The organism is Pseudomonas sp. B392_1p (assembly GCF_052245235.1).
GTDB classification, from domain to species: domain Bacteria; phylum Pseudomonadota; class Gammaproteobacteria; order Pseudomonadales; family Pseudomonadaceae; genus Serpens; species Serpens gallinarum.
On record NZ_JBQPXM010000001.1, the window covers coordinates 452,983 to 468,162 of the forward strand.

Genomic DNA, 15,180 nt, shown 5'->3' on the forward strand with positions numbered 1-15,180 from the left:
GCGTTATGCCGACAGCAGTTGCCGGGCCAAGGGAAGCACCTGTTCTCGGGTAAGCTCGGCGAGGGTTAGGCGATCGGCTTCGGCGAAGCTGACCCACCGCGCTTCGGCAATTTCGGCATTGGCCTGCAGTGGCTGGTCGAGCTGCAAAGCGAAGAGTTCGGCGACGACCTGGCAACCCGGTTCATTGGCGGCCGCGGCACTGAAGTTACCCAGGCAAACGGCCTGCTGGTCTATCAGGTCGATACCCAGCTCTTCATTCAGTTCTCGGCGCAAGGCGTCGATGGGCCGTTCGTCAGCTTCAAGCTTGCCACCGGCCTGCATGAAATACGGCGTATCGGCCTTACGCACCAGCAGCATCTGGCGTTGGGTGTTGTAGATGAGGGCCGCGGCAATGTGAATGTAGGGTGAGGTCACGCAAGTTTCCTTGTGGTGGGGGCTGGCAAGGTGAGCGTAGCTCCGTATACTGGGTTTATATACAGTATTTGCGGAGAGCGCCACCGTGCAACTCATCGACAAGCTGAGCATTCTCGCCGATGCGGCCAAGTACGACGTGTCGTGCGCCAGCAGCGGCGCACCGCAGCGCAGCTCCAAGGGCAAGACGGGGGTGGGCTCTACTGGCGGAATGGGCATCTGCCACAGCTTTACGCCGGATGGCCGCTGCGTGTCGCTGCTGAAGATCCTGCTCACCAATTTTTGCCTGTACGACTGCCAATACTGCGTAAACCGCCGCTCCAGCGACGTACCCCGTGCGCGCTTCACGCCCGAGGAAGTGGTGACGCTGACTTTGGACCTGTACCGGCGCAACTGCATCAGTGGACTGTTCCTGAGCTCCGGCATCATTCGCTCGCCGGACTACACCATGGAGCAACTCGTGCAGGTGGCGCGTCTGTTGCGCGAGGTGCATGAGTTTCGCGGCTACATCCACCTCAAGACCATTCCGGATGCCGATCCGGCGCTGATCGAGCAGGCCGGTCGCTATGCCGACCGCTTAAGCGTAAATATCGAACTGCCCAGCGACGCCAGTCTGATTCGCCTGGCGCCGGAAAAGACCGTCAGCGGCATCCAGCGCGCCATGAGTGCCATCCGCTACCAGCAGCAGGCCGTGGAAGGCGAAGCCAAAGCACCGAAGTTCGCCCCGGCCGGGCAGAGCACGCAGATGATTGTCGGCGCCGACGGCAGCGACGATCACAGCATCTTGCGCAAGTCGCAGACCCTGTACCGGCAGTTTCGCCTCAAGCGCGTGTACTACTCGGCGTTCAGCCCGATTCCCCACAGCCCGTCCACGGTGCCGCTGGCGGCACCGCCCCTGCTGCGTGAGCACCGTTTGTACCAGGCGGATTTCCTCATGCGCGGCTATGGCTTCCGTGCCGAGGAACTGCTCGGCAAGCCCGGTAACCTGGCGCTGGATATCGACCCGAAACTCGCCTGGGCGCTGGAGCACCGCGAGCAATTTCCGGTGGATCTAAACCGCGCAGAACCCGCGCTAATTGCCCGGGTGCCGGGCATCGGCGTGCTGACCGCGCAACGCATCGAGCAACTGCGCAAGCAACGAAAAATTCGTTATGACGACTTACGCCGGCTGCGCTGTGCTCTGGACAAGGCCAATCCGTTCATCGTCACCGCTGACTACCGCCCCCGGCAGGACAGCAGTGAATCCCTGCGGCTGCGTCAGCAGCAGGCCGAGCGGCCGGTCCAGCAAATGGCGCTCTGGTGATGCGCTGCGTACGGATTGACGGCGGGTTCGCCGACTGGCGCGACAAGGCCCGCACGTTGCTGCACGACGGCGTGCCGCCGGATTACGTGAGCTGGCGCGATGAGCTGATGCCGGCCGATCTGTTCGCGGAAGAGACCTTGGCGCGTTATGCACCCGGCGCGCGGGTCACGGTGCCGCGTAACGTACTCGACATGCTTGAGCGGGCTGCACGCTTTCGGATGCCGGAGCGTTGGGCGTTGCTCTATCGGATTCTCTGGCGGGTGGCCCAGGGTGACGCAGCGGCTGCGTTGCCAGGCGATCTCGACGGCAGTGAGCTGCATCAGCGACTCAAAGCGGTGGGCCGGGAAATCCATCAGTTGCATGCGTTCGTGCGTTTCGCTCCGTTGAAGGGCGAGGGTCTGCCGGACTACGTGGCCTGGTATGAGCCCGAACATGAGGTGCTGGAGGTGGCCTGCGAGCATTTCGCCGAGCGGCTGGGGCAGCACAGTTGGCTGATAGCGACGCCGCGCGATGGGGTGTTGTTCAACGGCGACCGCTTCGATTACCGCCGCGAGGCACCCGAGGAATGGCAGCGACTGGCGCGCACCCCCGATCCGGAAGGCGAGCGTTTGTGGATGGCCTACTACCGCAGCACCTTCAACCCGGCGCGGGTCAATCCACAGGCGCTGCGCCAGCATTTGCCGCAGCGCCTGTGGCAGCAATTGCCGGAAGGCCGGCTGATTCCGGGCCTGTTGGTGCGGGCGCGTACCGGTGCGCAACGTGACGGTCAGGCCGAGGACGTGAAGGCTTGGGCCGGCAAGCGCATCCCCATACGCGACTCGAGGTAAGAAAAGCCGTTCGCTGGTGGGCGCTCGGCAGGCAACACAGGCTAAAATGCACTTCTTTCCTATCGCCCTTCGGAGCCCGTCCATGTCCAGCATCACCCTGAGTCGCTACCTGATCGAGCAGACTCGCAACTTCAACACCCCGGCAGACCTGCGTTTCCTGATCGAGGTGGTGGCGCGTGCCTGCCGGCAGATCAGCCACGAGGTGTCGCTGGGCGCGTTGGGCGGCGTGTTGGGCAGCATGGGTACCGAGAACGTACAGGGCGAGGTGCAGAAGAAACTCGACGTGCTGTCCAACGACATCCTGCTCGAAGCCAACGAGTGGGGCGGCCACCTGGCCGGCATGGCGTCGGAGGAAATGGAAGAGGCCTACCAGATTCCTGGCCGTTACCCGAAAGGTGCGTACCTGCTGGTATTCGACCCGCTGGACGGCTCCTCCAACATCGATGTGAACGTGTCCGTGGGCACCATCTTCTCCGTGCTGCGTTGCGCAGACAATCTGCGCGGCAAGGGCGACCTCTCCGAAGAAGCCTTCCTGCAGAAGGGCACCGAGCAGGTGTGCGCCGGTTACGCCATCTACGGCCCGCAGACCATGCTGGTGCTGACCCTGGGCAACGGCGTCAAGGGCTTTACCCTCGACCCGCACATGGGCAACTGGGTGCTGACCCACGACAACATCCGCGTACCCGAGCAGACCGCCGAGTTCGCCATCAACATGTCCAACCAGCGCCACTGGGAAGCGCCGGTGCAGCGCTATGTCAGCGAACTGCTGGAGGGCAAGGAAGGTCCGCTGGGCAAGAACTACAACATGCGCTGGGTCGCCGCGATGGTGGCCGATGTGCACCGTATCCTCACCCGTGGCGGTGTGTTCATGTACCCGCGCGATGCCCGCGAACCGGAAAAGCCCGGAAAGCTGCGCCTGATGTACGAGGCCAATCCGATGTCGATGATCATCGAACAGGCTGGCGGTGCATCCACTGATGGTCATCAGCGCATCCTGGATATCCAGCCGGACTCCCTGCACCAGCGTGTGGCGGTATTCCTCGGTTCCAAGGAAGAAGTCGAGCGCATCACCCAGTACCATCAGACTGAGTCATGAACGCGACCTGGCAACCGTTGCTCGACTGGTGGTTTGGCGCTGATGCGCCCGCCGGCGAGCTGGCGGCGCGGCAGAACGGGTTGTGGTTCGGTTACCGGGCCGAGCAGGATGCCGAGGCGCGTACGCGCTTCGGTGACCTGACCGAGCAAGCGCTGAATGGCTATCTGGGCGACTGGGCCAGCAATCCGGAAGGTTGGCTGGCCCTGTTGTTGTTGCTCGACCAGTTGCCCCGCATGATCCATCGCGGCACGCCGCGCGCCTTCGCGGGCGATGCCCGTGCCCTGGCCTTGCTGGAGCGGGGTATAGAGCAGGGTTGGGACCGTCGTCTGTCGGCCATTCAGCGGGTGTTCTGCTACATGGTGTTCGAGCATGCCGAAGACTTGCAGCATCAGGAGCGTGCGGTACAGGCTTTCGCGGTTCTGCTGGCCGAGCAGGATGAGGCGGACAGCCCAGCGTTCATCAGCTTCCTGGAGTATGCCAAGGCGCATCATCGGGTAATCGCCCGCTTCGGGCGCTTTCCTCACCGTAATGCCATTCTCGGGCGTGTCAGCACAATTGACGAATTGAGCTTCCTGGCAGAGCCCGGCTCAAGCTTTTGAGCACCGGCGATGCCAGGCTAGCGGCAAGCAGTCGATAAGATCAGGCGATTACCCGGGCATCCCGCCAGGCGGCAATCTGTTCGATCGAATAACCCAGCTCGGTCAGTACCTGATCGGTATGCGCACCGACGCTGACGCCGATATGCCGTGGCGTATCCAGACCTGCCGAGAAACGGATCGGGCAGGCGATCTGCCGTTGCGGTTCGGCGCTGTCGCGCGGCACATCGGTGACCACACCGCGTGCCTGGAGCTGCGGATGCTCAACCGCCTCGGCTAGACTCAGCACCGGTTCGACGCAGGCATCCAGCGCAGCGAAACGCTCGCACCAGTCGGCGAAGTCGCGTTTATCAAATTCGTTTTGGATCTCGCGCTTGAGCGCCTGCTGATCTTCCGGTCGCAGGGACAGCCCACGGGCAGCCAGTTCGGGACGGCCGAGGGCCGCGCAAAACTGCTGCATGAATTGCGGTTCCAGGCTGCCCACCGAGAACCAGCGGCCGTCGCGGCTCTGGTAGTAGTCATAGAAGCTCCCGCCGTTGAGCGGCTGATTCTCCATCGCCGGCTCCACGCCGCAGGCCAGGTAGCCGGCACCGGCCATGGCATGCAGGCTAAAGGCACAGTCGGTCATGCTGATATCGACCTGCTGGCCCTGGCCTGTCACTTGACGCTGCACCACGGCGGCCAGCAGGCCGATCACTCCGTGCAGCGAACCGCCGGCAATGTCGGCGGCCTGAATGCCCAGCGGCAACGGCCCGCTGTCGCGCCGCCCGGTGTAACTGGCTAGGCCGGCCAGGGCCAGGTAGTTGATGTCATGACCGGCGCGATCCTTGTAGGGACCGGTTTGGCCGTAGCCGGTGATCGACACATAAATCAGCCGAGGGTTGATCGCCTTGAGTGCCTCGTAGCCCACGCCGAGCTTGTCCATCACCCCCGGACGGAACTGCTCGAGCACGATGTCGTAGTCCTGCACCAGCTGCTTGACCAGTTGCACCGCCTCGGGCTTCTTCAGGTCTAGGGCTATGCCGCGCTTGTTGCGGTTGAGGTAGGCATGGCTGGCCGACACGCCCTGATCATGCGGTGGCAGCACGCGTACCAGATCCATGCGCGAAGGCGACTCCACGCGCAACACGTCGGCACCCATGTCGGCCAGCAGCAGCGAAGCGAACGGCCCGGGCAACAGGGTGGAGAAATCCAGAATTTTCAGGGACGACAACGGACCGGACATGGTGGCTCCTTGGGCAATGACTGCCCCGCAGGTTAGGCCAACGCGGCAAGTTGCCTCAATGACACAGGCGTTCAGCAGGCATTGACCAAATCGCGCGGCATGATCGCGGGCTTCCAGGGAGGGGACATTGCGAGCTCTCGCACCCGCTCGCGTCATGCGCAGGGAATTTCCCCGCTATGATGCCGAGAACGTCCCTGAAACGCCGCGTCAACATGCACCGTACAGTGCTGGGAGCACGTCATGCAGCCTCTATATCCGGAAATAAAGCCTTACGCCGTCCAAACCCTGGCGGTCGATGACATCCATACCTTGCATATCGACGAAAGCGGCACGCCCGACGGCCTGCCGGTCGTGTTCGTACACGGCGGCCCTGGCGCCGGTTGCGATGCGCAGTCGCGCAGTTATTTCGACCCGAACCTGTATCGCATCATCACCTTTGATCAGCGTGGCTGCGGGCGCTCGACGCCCTTCGCCAGCCTGGAGAACAACACCACCTGGCATCTGGTCGATGACATGGAGCGCATTCGTGAGCACCTGCGTATCGACAAGTGGCTGCTGTTTGGCGGCTCCTGGGGCTCCACCCTGTCACTGGCCTATGCGCAGCGTCATCCCGAGCGCGTCCATGGCCTGGTATTGCGCGGCATCTTTCTCTGCCGTCCGCAGGAGTTTCATTGGTTCTACCAGGAAGGCGCCAGTCGGCTGTTCCCGGACTATTGGCAGGATTACCTGGCGCCGATTCCGCCCGCCGAGCGTGGCGAGCTGATGCAGGCCTTCTACAAGCGCCTGACCGGCGAAGACCAGATTGCCCAGATGCAGGCCGCCAAGGCGTGGTCGTGCTGGGAAGGGCGCACCGCAACCTTGCGGCCGAACCCGGAAGTGGTTGAGCGCTTCAACGAGCGGGCGCTGTCGATCGCCCGTATAGAGTGTCATTTCTTCATCAACAACGCCTTCCTTGAGCCGGATCAGCTGCTGCGCGACATGCACAAGATTGCCCATTTGCCGGGCATCATCGTGCACGGTCGCTACGACGTGATCTGCCCGTTGGACAATGCCTGGGCGCTGCACCAGGTATGGCCGAACAGTGAGCTGCAGATCATTCGCGAGGCGGGCCATTCGGCAGGCGAGCGTGGCATCGTCGACGCGCTGGTGCGCGCCACCGACCAAATGGCTCGACGCCTGCGCAAACTCCCCAAGGGTGAAGCATGAAGGCCTTGATTCAGCGTGTACGCGGCGCACGTGTCGAGGTCGGCGGAGAGATTGTCGGTGCCATCGACCAGGGGTTGCTGGCGCTGGTCGGCATCGAACCGCAGGACACCCCGGCGAGCGTCGCCAAGCTGCTCAAAAAACTGCTGAATTATCGGGTGTTCAGCGATGCCGAGGGGAAAATGAACCTGTCCCTCACGGATGTCGAGGGTGGCCTCCTGCTGGTCTCACAATTCACCCTGGCGGCGGATACCAAAAGCGGGCTGCGTCCGAGCTTCTCCACGGCGGCAGCGCCTGCACTGGGTGAGCAGCTATTTGATCACCTGGTTACGCTGGCGCGCGCCCAGCACCCGCAGGTCGCCACCGGCCGCTTCGGTGCCGACATGCAGGTGCACCTGGTCAATGACGGGCCGGTGACGTTCCTGTTGGAAAGCTGAAGCCGGCCATTTACCGGGCTACCGGGCGAGAGCCTCGGCGATGAAGTCCAGCCGGTCCTGGCCAAAGTACAGCTGATCGCCGACAAAGAAGCTCGGCGCGCCGAATACGCCGCGCTTGACCGCTTCTTCGGTGCTGGCCTTGAGACGGTCCTTGACCTCGTCGCTGCCGATCAGGTGTTGAAACTCCTCGCTGGACAGCCCGGCTGCGTCCAGGACCTCGGCAACCACTTCGGGCTTGCCGAGGTCCTTCTGATGGACCCAAATGCCTTCAAACATGGCTGTCATGTAGCGATCGAATTGCTCGCTGCCGAGATAACCAATCGCACCGCGCATCAGCTGCAGGGTATTGATGGGGAAGTGCGGATTGAAATTCATCGGCACCCCATAGCGTTTGGCGAAGCGCGCAAGATCTAGCAGCAAGTGGCGGCCTTTGGCCGGCACGGCCAGCGGGGGCGCGTTGCCGGTGGCCTTGAAGATGCCACCCAGCAGGATGGGTCGCCAGACGATCTCGGCATCGGTGTCAGCGGCGATGCGCGGCAATTGGGTCCAGGCCAGGTAAGAGGCTGGGCTGCCGAAATCAAACAGGAATTCCACGGTTCTGCTCATCTTGTTTTCCTTATGGGTGAGAGAAATCAGAAGGTTTCCGTCCAGGGTCGCAAATCCAGCTCATGCACCCAGCAGTCGCGTGGCTGACAATGGATCTGCCAGTAGGTTTCGGCGATGTGCGCGGGGTTGAGGATGCCGTCTTGCGTCTTGCGCTGATACAGCTCGGGAAAGTTATCGCGGATGAACGCGGTATCGATGGCGCCGTCGATGATCGGGTGGGCGACATGGATGCCCTTTGGTCCGAGCTCACGGGCCATGCTCTGTGCCAAGGCTCGCAGGGCGAACTTGGCGCTGGCGAAGGCGGAAAAATTCGCCCGGCCGCGCAACGAGGCGGTAGCGCCTGTGAAGATGATCGTGCCGCGGCCGCGCGGCAGCATCACCCTTGCCGCTTCGCGCCCAGTGAGAAAGCCCGCCAGGGCCGCCATTTCCCAGACCTTGCGGTAAACCCGTTCGGTGGTCTCGGTAATGGAAAACTGCACGTTGGCACCGATGTTGAAGATCACCGCGTCCAGCGGGCCGATCTCGCGCTCGATACGCGCGAACAGTTCGATTACCTGATCTTCGACCCGCGCGTCGCAGCCGAACGCGTGCGCCGTGCCACGCTCGGCTTCGATGTCCGCAACCAGCGGCGCCAGTTTGTCCGCGTGGCGGCGGGCCACACAGGCGATGTAACCCTCACGGGCGAACCGTTTGGCTATCGCTGCGCCGGTGGCATCGCCGGCACCCATCACCAGTATTGCCTTGCGTTCGGTCATTGCGGCTCTCCATTAGTTCTTATTTGGAACCCAGCCTGATACTCGGTTCCATTTCAAAACCTGTCAAGTTATGGTGAGCCATTGCTGTGGAGGATGATTAACAATGCGCTGGGAAGAACTCGATCAACAGCCCTGTTCCTTGGCGCGCGCGTTATCGGTGATTGGGGATCGCTGGACCCTGCTGGTGCTGCGCGAGTCGTTTTTGGGCATCCGTCGTTTCGATGAGTTCGAAGAACGCCTCGGCGTGACTCGCCATGTGCTGGCGAATCGCTTGAAGAAGCTGACCGAAGCTGGAGTGTTGAACAAGGTCGCCTATCAGCAGCGGCCGCTCCGCCAGGAGTATCGGTTGACGGCTAAGGGTCGCGATCTTTATCCCGCTGTGTTAGCTCTGGTGAACTGGGGCGACCGTTACATGGGCGGCGCCGAAGGCGCGCCGATTCGCCACCTGCATAGGACCTGCGGTCATCCTATGCAGGGCGTGCTGGTCTGTTCGGAGTGCGGCGAGCCGGTGGCGGCGCGTGATGTGGTGCTCGAAGAGGCGCCAGCGTTCAAGGGGCAGTTGCTGCCCGCGCACTGGCAGACCGAAGAAACGTCGTGAGGGCTAGAACAGGCGCGCCAGCAACGCCGTGACGGCAGTTTCCACCCGCATGATGCGCTCGCCCAGTTGCACCGGCTGCAAGCCGGCCTCGGCAAGTTTGTCCACTTCGTAGGGTATCCAGCCACCCTCTGGGCCGATGGCCAAGGTCACAGGCTGATCGAGAGGCAATCCGCGCGGGCAGGTTGGGTAGTCGCCTGGGTGGCCGACCAGGCCGAGCGTACCCGCTGCAAGAGCCGGCAGGCGGTCCTCGACGAAGGGCTTGAAACGTTTCTCGATGATTACGTCCGGCAGCACCGTATCGCGGGCTTGCTCCAGGCCCAGGATCAGCTGTTCGCGAATCGCCGTCGGTTCAAGGAAGGGCGTCTGCCAGAAGCTCTTTTCCACGCGGTAGCTGTTGAGCAGAATCAGGCGCGGTACACCCAGGGTGGCCACGGTTTGCAGCACACGCTTGAGCATTTTCGGGCGCGGGAGTGCGAGCAGCAGGGTCAGCGGCAGCTTGGGCGGTGGCGGCTGGTCGAAGCACACCTGTAGCTCGGCTTCCTGATTCTCCAGACGCAAAATTCGACCCTGGCCCATCAGAGCGCCCACGCGGCCAACGCGCAGGCTATCGCCAGCGTCGGCGCGGTGCACTTCAAGGAGATGGGTCAGGCGCCGATCGCGCAGGACGGCGCGGTCGGCGCCAATGAAGTCGGCGTCGTCGAGCAGCAGCAGGTTCACGGGCGGGGTGCGGGCGGCTTGTCGCCGGTCACTTCGGTGTGGTCTTCGGCTTCCTCGGCTTCGGCCGCCTTGCGCTTGACCAGGGCCCCAAAGAACACGCCGACTTCAAACAGCATCCACATCGGCACGGCCAGCAAGACTTGCGAGAACACATCCGGCGGAGTGAGGAACATGCCGACGATGAAGCAGCCGACGATCACGTAAGGGCGGCTCTTGCGCAGGGTTTCTACATCGACGATGCCGACCCAGATCAGCAGGAAGGTGGCGATGGGAATCTCGAAGGCCACGCCAAAGGCGAAGAACAGCGTGAGCACGAAATCCAGGTATTGGCCGATGTCGGTCATCATCGCCACGCCTTCGGGCGTCACGCTGGCGAAGAAGCCGAACATGATTGGAAACACCACGAAGTAGGCGAAGGCCATGCCGGCATAGAACAGCAGGATGCTGGACACTAGCAGGGGGACGGCGATGCGTTTCTCCTGCTTGTACAGGCCCGGCGCGATGAATCCCCAGATCTGTTGCAGCACAATCGGCATGCCGAGAAACAGCGACACCACCAGGGTCAGCTTGAACGGCGTGAGGAACGGTGAGGCCACGCCGGTGGCGATCATCGTGGCGCCTGCCGGCAGGTAGGCGCGCAGCGGAGCCGCCACCAAAGCGTAGATGTCCTGAGCGAAGTAGAACAGAGCCGCGAAGATCAGGAGGATGGCAATCACACAGCGCAGCAGGCGCGTGCGCAACTCGGTCAGGTGCGAGACCAGCGGCATTTCCTGGTCTTCGGGGGTCCGGGTGCTCATGGTTGTTGCGGTTTATCCTGGTGGCTGGTCGAGGCCGGCGGCTCGCTGATGGGCGCGACGGTAGGTGAAGGTTCGGCATCTGGGAGGATGCTGGGCGATGCAACCTGATCCGGTGTGGGGCTGGCCGGTTTGTCGGTCTGCGGCGCCAGGCCCAGGCTCTGCTTCATCTCGCGTTCAAGATCGAGGATGCGCTCGTTGTGCAGTTGTCGGCGGATTTCATCGGCACCGATTTCACGTTCCACTTCGTTCTTGATGTTGTTGAAGCTGCGCTTGAGCCGCCCGATCCATAGGCCTGCCTTGCGCGCGGCGTCGGGCAAACGCTCCGGGCCGAGCACAATCAAGGCAACCAGGGCGACCAGCAGCAGTTCGCTAAAGCCTACGTCAAACATGATTGAGCCTTATGGACGTGTGCGGGACGCAAGCTCAGTCTTTCTTGACCGGGTCTTCGACCTTGCGCGCTTCGCCGTTGATGGTTTGCCCCTTTTGCTCTTCTACCGTGGGCGTAGGCTTGTCATCGTCAGCGCCAACCGACTTGCGAAAGCCCTTGATCGCATCGCCAAGATCGGAACCCAGGCCCTTGAGGCGCTTGGTGCCGAACAGCATGACGACGATGAGCAGGATGATGAGCAGTTGCCAGATGCTGATGCCGCCGAGTCCCATGATGTGTCTCCGGGAAAGTGAATGTCAGGATTGCGAACGCGCGGCTTTTTCCGCGTGTCCGGAGAGGCCGAAACGCCGGTCCAGTTCGTCCAAGACGGCCTGTGGATGCTGGCCTAGTGCGGCGAGCATGACCAGACTGTGGAACCACAGGTCGGCAGTTTCGTAGATCAGGTCGTTGCAGTCGCCGCTGATGGCTGCATCCTTGGCCGCAAGGATGGTTTCCACCGATTCCTCGCCAACCTTTTCGAGGATCTTGTTCAGCCCCTTATGATACAGGCTGGCCACATAAGAAGAATCAGGTGCGGCATTCTTGCGCGTTTCGAGTATGTCGGCCAGACGGTCGAGGGTGTCACTCATGAGTATGGCCCTTGTGATAGATGGCGTCGGGACTCTTCAATTGCAGGTCGACAGTCTCCCACGCACCGTCGCGGTAAACGCGGTAGAAACAGCTTTCCCGTCCGGTATGACAGGCGATGCCGCCCCGTTGCTCGACCTGCAGAATGACGACGTCGGCGTCGCAATCCAGGCGAATTTCATGCAGCGTCTGGACATGCCCGGATTCTTCGCCTTTGCGCCAGAGCTTGCCGCGCGAGCGTGACCAATAGATGGCGCGTTGTTCGCTGACCGTCAGCTGTAGAGCTTCACGGTTCATCCAGGCCATCATCAGTACGCGACCTGTCTTGTGATCCTGGGCGATGGCCGGCACCAGGCCGTCCTCGTTCCAGTTGATTTCATCCAGCCAGTCGTTCATTGCCTATCCGTTTACTACAAGGAGCTGTCAGGCAGCCCAAACAACAATCAGGTGAACAAGTGTGCCAGTCGGGCCAGTCGCTGGCTATCGACGAATGACGAGATATAACCCGGTGGTTGCCAATAGCCAGACCGGCCAAGCTTCCGGTGCGTTCAGTGCTTGGCTGCCCATGGCCAACACCGCGCCGCCCACCAGGAGAGCGGACCCGAGCAGGCGTAGAGCCCAGCCGTCGCGGCGGCGTTGCCAGGGTTCCGGGGCATCGGCCAGATGCGGACGTGACATGCGTTCGAGCAGATCACGGGTCATGGTGGCCAGGTGCGGCAACTGTTCCAGTTGTGATTTGGCCTGCAGCGCCAAGGTCTTGGGGCTCATGCGCTCGCGCATCCAGCGTTCCAGGAACGGTTTGGCGGTGCTCCACAGGTCGAGGTCCGGGTACAGCTGGCGCCCCAGACCTTCGATGTTGAGCAGGGTTTTTTGTAGCAGGACCAGCTGCGGCTGGATTTCCATGTTGAAACGGCGCGCGGTCTGGAACAGGCGCAGCAGCAGTTGGCCGAAGGAAATGTCCTTGAGCGGTTTCTCGAAGATCGGTTCGCACACCGTGCGGATCGCCGCTTCGAATTCGTTGACCTTGGTGTGCGCCGGCACCCAGCCGGAGTCGATGTGCAGCTGTGCCACCTTGCGGTAATCGCGCTTGAAAAAGGCCACCAGGTTGCGTGCCAGGTAATCCTGGTCTTCGGGGGTGAGGCTGCCGACGATGCCGCAGTCGATGGCGATGTAGCTGGGGTTCCACGGCTGCTGGACATTGACGAAGATATTGCCGGGGTGCATGTCGGCATGGAAGAAACTGTCGCGGAACACCTGGGTAAAGAAGATCTCCACCCCCCGTTCGGCGAGCAGTTTCATGTCGGTGCGTTGTTCGCGCAGGGCGACCAGATCGGTGACGGGTACACCGTAGATGCGCTCCATGACCAGCACCTTGGGACGGCAGTAGTCCCAGTGGATCTGCGGCACATGGATCAGCGGCGAGTCGGCGAAGTTGCGCTTGAGCTGGCTGGCATTGGCCGCCTCGCGCAGCAGGTCGAGTTCGTCGTAGATGACCTTTTCATAATCGCTGACCACCTCGATCGGGTGCAGGCGGCGCGCTTCCCTGGAGACCCGTTCGGCCAGCCGTGCGAGCAGGAACAGCCAGGCCAGATCCTGGGCGATGATCGGCTTCAGGCCGGGGCGGATTACCTTGACCACTACCTCTTCGCCGCTGTGCAGTTTGGCACTGTGCACTTGCGCGACAGAGGCGGACGCCAGGGGCTGTTGTTCGAAGCGGGCAAACAAGACGGCAAGGGAGGCGCCGAGCTGGCTTTCGATCAGCGCTACGGCCTGCTCGGCAGGGAACGGCGGCACCCGATCCTGAAGCAGCGCCAGCTCGTCGGCAATGTCTTCAGGCAGCAGGTCGCGACGGGTGGAAAGGATCTGGCCGAACTTGATGAACACCGGCCCCAGGTGTTCCAGCGCCAGTCGCAGGCGAGCGCCTCGCGACGCGTGCACCTGGCGGCGCGGCAACCAGCGCCAGGGCAGCAAATAGCCGGTCGAGCGCAGCCACCAGGGCAGCGGCAGTTCGTAGACCAGATCGTCCAGCCGGTACCGGATCACTACGAAGAGGATGCGCAGCAGGCGGCGCAGGGCGGCGAACAGCTTCATGGGGCAGTTTTGCGTCCTTGGATCAGGCGGTCGATGCGCGCATCGAGGCGGTCGAGCGTAAGTTTGAGGTGGTCAAGTTCGTCAAAACGTGCTTCGGCTTCCTGCGCACCCACCAGGTTGCGGGCTTCCTCAGCCAGGTAATCGGCCAGATCCAAACGCAGGCTGCCCAGGCTTTGCCCGGCCCAGCCGGCCAGGCTGCGCAATTGGTTGCCCAAAAGGTGACCGAGCACCGGGCCGAGCCATTCGCCCAACTGGTATTCCCAGTCCAATTCCAGATCCTGCAGGATGCCGGCGAGGTCGATCAACGCAGCGCTGTCGCCGTCTAGATCGACGTGCAGGCCGTGCAGTACCGCAACCTTGTCGTGGCTCAAGCCTAGACGCAGCAACTCACTGGCGGGTGCACGCAGCCGACAGTCGACGGGAGCGTCCCAGTGCTGGGCCAGGCGCAGCCCTTCGCCGTCGGGTAATACAAACAGCCGCAGGGCCGGCGACTGGCAGTCGATTTCGATGACCTTGCCGGACAGCCGCGCCAGGCGCGAGCCGGCGGTGGCATCTAAGGCCAGGACGCGGTTGAGCCCGCGTTCGATCCCGGCCAGCACCACGTGCAGCAGCATCAGGGTTTGATACCGCGGTGCAGCGCGACAATGCCGCCGGTCATGTTGTGATAGGTGACCCGCTCAAAGCCGGCCTCGACCATCATGCCCTTGAGGGTTTCCTGATCCGGGTGCATGCGGATCGACTCCGCCAGATAGCGGTAACTTTCCGAATCGTTGGTGATCAGCTTGCCGAACAGCGGCAGAGCGGTGAACGAGTAGGCGTCATAAGCCTTGGAAAACAGCGCGTTGGTCGGCTTGGAGAATTCTAGGATCAACAGGCGGCCTCCCGGTTTGAGCACCCGCAGCATGGACGCGATGGCGTCTTCCTTGTGGGTGACGTTGCGCAGACCGAAGGCAATAGTGATGACGTCGAAGTGGTTGTCAGGGAAAGGCAGTTTTTCGGCATCGGCTTGAACGAAGCGCACGTTGCCAGCCACGCCCTTGTCGAGCAGCTTGTCGCGGCCGACCTTGAGCATCGAAGCATTGATGTCAGCCAGCACCACTTCGCCGGTGGGGCCAACGATGCGCGAGAACTGGCGGGTCAGGTCGCCGGTGCCGCCGGCGATATCGAGAATGCGGTTGCCGGGGCGCGCGCCAGACAGCTCGATGGTGAAGCGTTTCCACAAACGGTGAACGCCGCCGGACATCAGGTCGTTCATCAGGTCGTATTTGGCAGCCACGGAATGGAAAACCTCGGCCACCTTCTGCGCCTTCTGGCTTTCCGGCACGCTTTTGTAGCCGAAATGGGTGGTGGGTTCGGCCTCGGGGCCTTTGCGTGGATCGGTCATGGCACTGTCACCGGCTGAAAAGTGGCGGTCATTCTACCCCCTGACGAAGGTGGCGACCATGGATGCGATCAGGTCGGCGACACGCCGAATAAGGTATATTCGCGCGTTTTTCGCGCCGT

Annotated in this window: 20 protein-coding genes; 7 read left to right on the top strand and 13 right to left on the bottom strand. The window is 62.4% G+C overall.

Annotation, left to right across the window (positions count from 1 at the left end):
- Nucleotides 1-3: 3 nt before the first annotated feature.
- Nucleotides 4-414 (bottom strand): NUDIX hydrolase, encoded by a 411-nt coding sequence (locus tag ACTV8E_RS02095; protein WP_443198301.1) that lies wholly within the window; start codon nt 412-414, stop codon nt 4-6.
- Between the two features lie 85 nt (nt 415-499).
- Here ACTV8E_RS02095 and ACTV8E_RS02100 point away from each other — a divergent pair, with 85 nt between their 5' ends.
- The 4 genes from ACTV8E_RS02100 to ACTV8E_RS02115 all read left to right on the top strand — a co-directional run bounded on the left by ACTV8E_RS02100 (nt 500) and on the right by ACTV8E_RS02115 (nt 4,236).
- Nucleotides 500-1,714, top strand: a complete 1,215-nt coding sequence (locus ACTV8E_RS02100) for a putative DNA modification/repair radical SAM protein (RefSeq protein WP_443198302.1) — start codon at nt 500-502, stop codon at nt 1,712-1,714.
- Nucleotides 1,714-2,541, top strand: coding sequence for a TIGR03915 family putative DNA repair protein (locus ACTV8E_RS02105; protein WP_443198303.1), 828 nt, complete (start codon nt 1,714-1,716; stop codon nt 2,539-2,541). The genes ACTV8E_RS02100 and ACTV8E_RS02105 overlap by 1 nt, the downstream gene beginning before the upstream one ends.
- Nucleotides 2,542-2,623: 82 nt before the next feature.
- A complete protein-coding gene (locus tag ACTV8E_RS02110) occupies nt 2,624-3,637 on the top strand; it encodes a class 1 fructose-bisphosphatase (RefSeq protein WP_251835780.1) in 1,014 nt (337 codons plus the stop codon).
- A complete protein-coding gene (locus ACTV8E_RS02115; RefSeq protein ID WP_251835781.1) occupies nt 3,634-4,236 on the top strand; it encodes a DUF924 family protein in 603 nt (200 codons plus the stop codon). The genes ACTV8E_RS02110 and ACTV8E_RS02115 overlap by 4 nt, the downstream gene beginning before the upstream one ends.
- Nucleotides 4,237-4,276: 40 nt before the next feature.
- On the opposite strand, the gene ACTV8E_RS02120 is transcribed toward ACTV8E_RS02115, so the two are convergent.
- Nucleotides 4,277-5,458 carry a CaiB/BaiF CoA transferase family protein gene (locus tag ACTV8E_RS02120; RefSeq protein ID WP_251835782.1) on the bottom strand — a complete coding sequence of 394 codons (1,182 nt, stop codon included), beginning with the start codon at nt 5,456-5,458 and terminating at the stop codon, nt 4,277-4,279.
- Nucleotides 5,459-5,698: 240 nt separating this feature from the next.
- Between ACTV8E_RS02120 and pip the strand changes: the two genes are divergently transcribed.
- Both pip and dtd read left to right on the top strand, forming a co-directional pair.
- A complete protein-coding gene (pip, locus tag ACTV8E_RS02125; protein ID WP_443198304.1) occupies nt 5,699-6,664 on the top strand; it encodes a prolyl aminopeptidase in 966 nt (321 codons plus the stop codon).
- On the top strand, nt 6,661-7,098 hold the full coding sequence (dtd, locus tag ACTV8E_RS02130; protein WP_251835784.1) for a D-aminoacyl-tRNA deacylase: 438 nt from the start codon (nt 6,661-6,663) through the stop codon (nt 7,096-7,098). The genes pip and dtd overlap by 4 nt, the downstream gene beginning before the upstream one ends.
- An 18-nt stretch (nt 7,099-7,116) precedes the next feature.
- Here dtd and ACTV8E_RS02135 read toward each other — a convergent pair whose 3' ends face one another.
- Both ACTV8E_RS02135 and ACTV8E_RS02140 read right to left on the bottom strand, forming a co-directional pair.
- Nucleotides 7,117-7,704 carry a 2-hydroxychromene-2-carboxylate isomerase gene (locus tag ACTV8E_RS02135; protein ID WP_443198305.1) on the bottom strand — a complete coding sequence of 196 codons (588 nt, stop codon included), beginning with the start codon at nt 7,702-7,704 and terminating at the stop codon, nt 7,117-7,119.
- 26 nt (nt 7,705-7,730) lie between these two features.
- Nucleotides 7,731-8,459, bottom strand: coding sequence for an SDR family oxidoreductase (locus tag ACTV8E_RS02140; RefSeq protein ID WP_443198306.1), 729 nt, complete (start codon nt 8,457-8,459; stop codon nt 7,731-7,733).
- A gap of 103 nt (nt 8,460-8,562) precedes the next feature.
- Here ACTV8E_RS02140 and ACTV8E_RS02145 point away from each other — a divergent pair, with 103 nt between their 5' ends.
- Nucleotides 8,563-9,057, top strand: a complete 495-nt coding sequence (locus ACTV8E_RS02145; RefSeq protein WP_443198307.1) for a winged helix-turn-helix transcriptional regulator — start codon at nt 8,563-8,565, stop codon at nt 9,055-9,057.
- A gap of 3 nt (nt 9,058-9,060) precedes the next feature.
- Here the strand turns inward: ACTV8E_RS02145 and ACTV8E_RS02150 are convergent, their stop codons facing one another.
- From ACTV8E_RS02150 to ubiE, 9 genes are all read right to left on the bottom strand, one after another.
- Nucleotides 9,061-9,774 carry a 16S rRNA (uracil(1498)-N(3))-methyltransferase gene (locus ACTV8E_RS02150; protein ID WP_443198308.1) on the bottom strand — a complete coding sequence of 238 codons (714 nt, stop codon included), beginning with the start codon at nt 9,772-9,774 and terminating at the stop codon, nt 9,061-9,063.
- Nucleotides 9,771-10,571 (bottom strand): twin-arginine translocase subunit TatC, encoded by an 801-nt coding sequence (gene tatC / locus ACTV8E_RS02155; protein WP_443198309.1) that lies wholly within the window; start codon nt 10,569-10,571, stop codon nt 9,771-9,773. Before tatC ends, ACTV8E_RS02150 begins: the two co-directional genes overlap by 4 nt.
- Nucleotides 10,568-10,960, bottom strand: a complete 393-nt coding sequence (gene tatB, locus ACTV8E_RS02160) for a Sec-independent protein translocase protein TatB (protein WP_251835790.1) — start codon at nt 10,958-10,960, stop codon at nt 10,568-10,570. The genes tatC and tatB overlap by 4 nt, the downstream gene beginning before the upstream one ends.
- Nucleotides 10,961-10,994: 34 nt before the next feature.
- Nucleotides 10,995-11,231 carry a twin-arginine translocase TatA/TatE family subunit gene (tatA, locus tag ACTV8E_RS02165; RefSeq protein WP_251835791.1) on the bottom strand — a complete coding sequence of 79 codons (237 nt, stop codon included), beginning with the start codon at nt 11,229-11,231 and terminating at the stop codon, nt 10,995-10,997.
- Between the two features lie 24 nt (nt 11,232-11,255).
- The gene (locus tag ACTV8E_RS02170) at nt 11,256-11,588 is read right to left on the bottom strand and encodes a phosphoribosyl-ATP diphosphatase (protein WP_251835792.1); all 333 of its coding nucleotides are present in this window, start codon (nt 11,586-11,588) and stop codon (nt 11,256-11,258) included.
- Nucleotides 11,581-11,982, bottom strand: coding sequence for a phosphoribosyl-AMP cyclohydrolase (gene hisI, locus ACTV8E_RS02175; protein ID WP_251835793.1), 402 nt, complete (start codon nt 11,980-11,982; stop codon nt 11,581-11,583). Before hisI ends, ACTV8E_RS02170 begins: the two co-directional genes overlap by 8 nt.
- 84 nt (nt 11,983-12,066) lie before the next feature.
- Complete coding sequence (gene ubiB, locus ACTV8E_RS02180; RefSeq protein ID WP_443198310.1) at nt 12,067-13,677, bottom strand: ubiquinone biosynthesis regulatory protein kinase UbiB; 1,611 nt, start codon at nt 13,675-13,677, stop codon at nt 12,067-12,069.
- Complete coding sequence (locus tag ACTV8E_RS02185; protein WP_443198311.1) at nt 13,674-14,291, bottom strand: ubiquinone biosynthesis accessory factor UbiJ; 618 nt, start codon at nt 14,289-14,291, stop codon at nt 13,674-13,676. The genes ubiB and ACTV8E_RS02185 overlap by 4 nt, the downstream gene beginning before the upstream one ends.
- Complete coding sequence (ubiE, locus tag ACTV8E_RS02190; protein ID WP_273535424.1) at nt 14,291-15,061, bottom strand: bifunctional demethylmenaquinone methyltransferase/2-methoxy-6-polyprenyl-1,4-benzoquinol methylase UbiE; 771 nt, start codon at nt 15,059-15,061, stop codon at nt 14,291-14,293. The genes ACTV8E_RS02185 and ubiE overlap by 1 nt, the downstream gene beginning before the upstream one ends.
- Between the last annotated feature and the right edge of the window lie 119 nt (nt 15,062-15,180).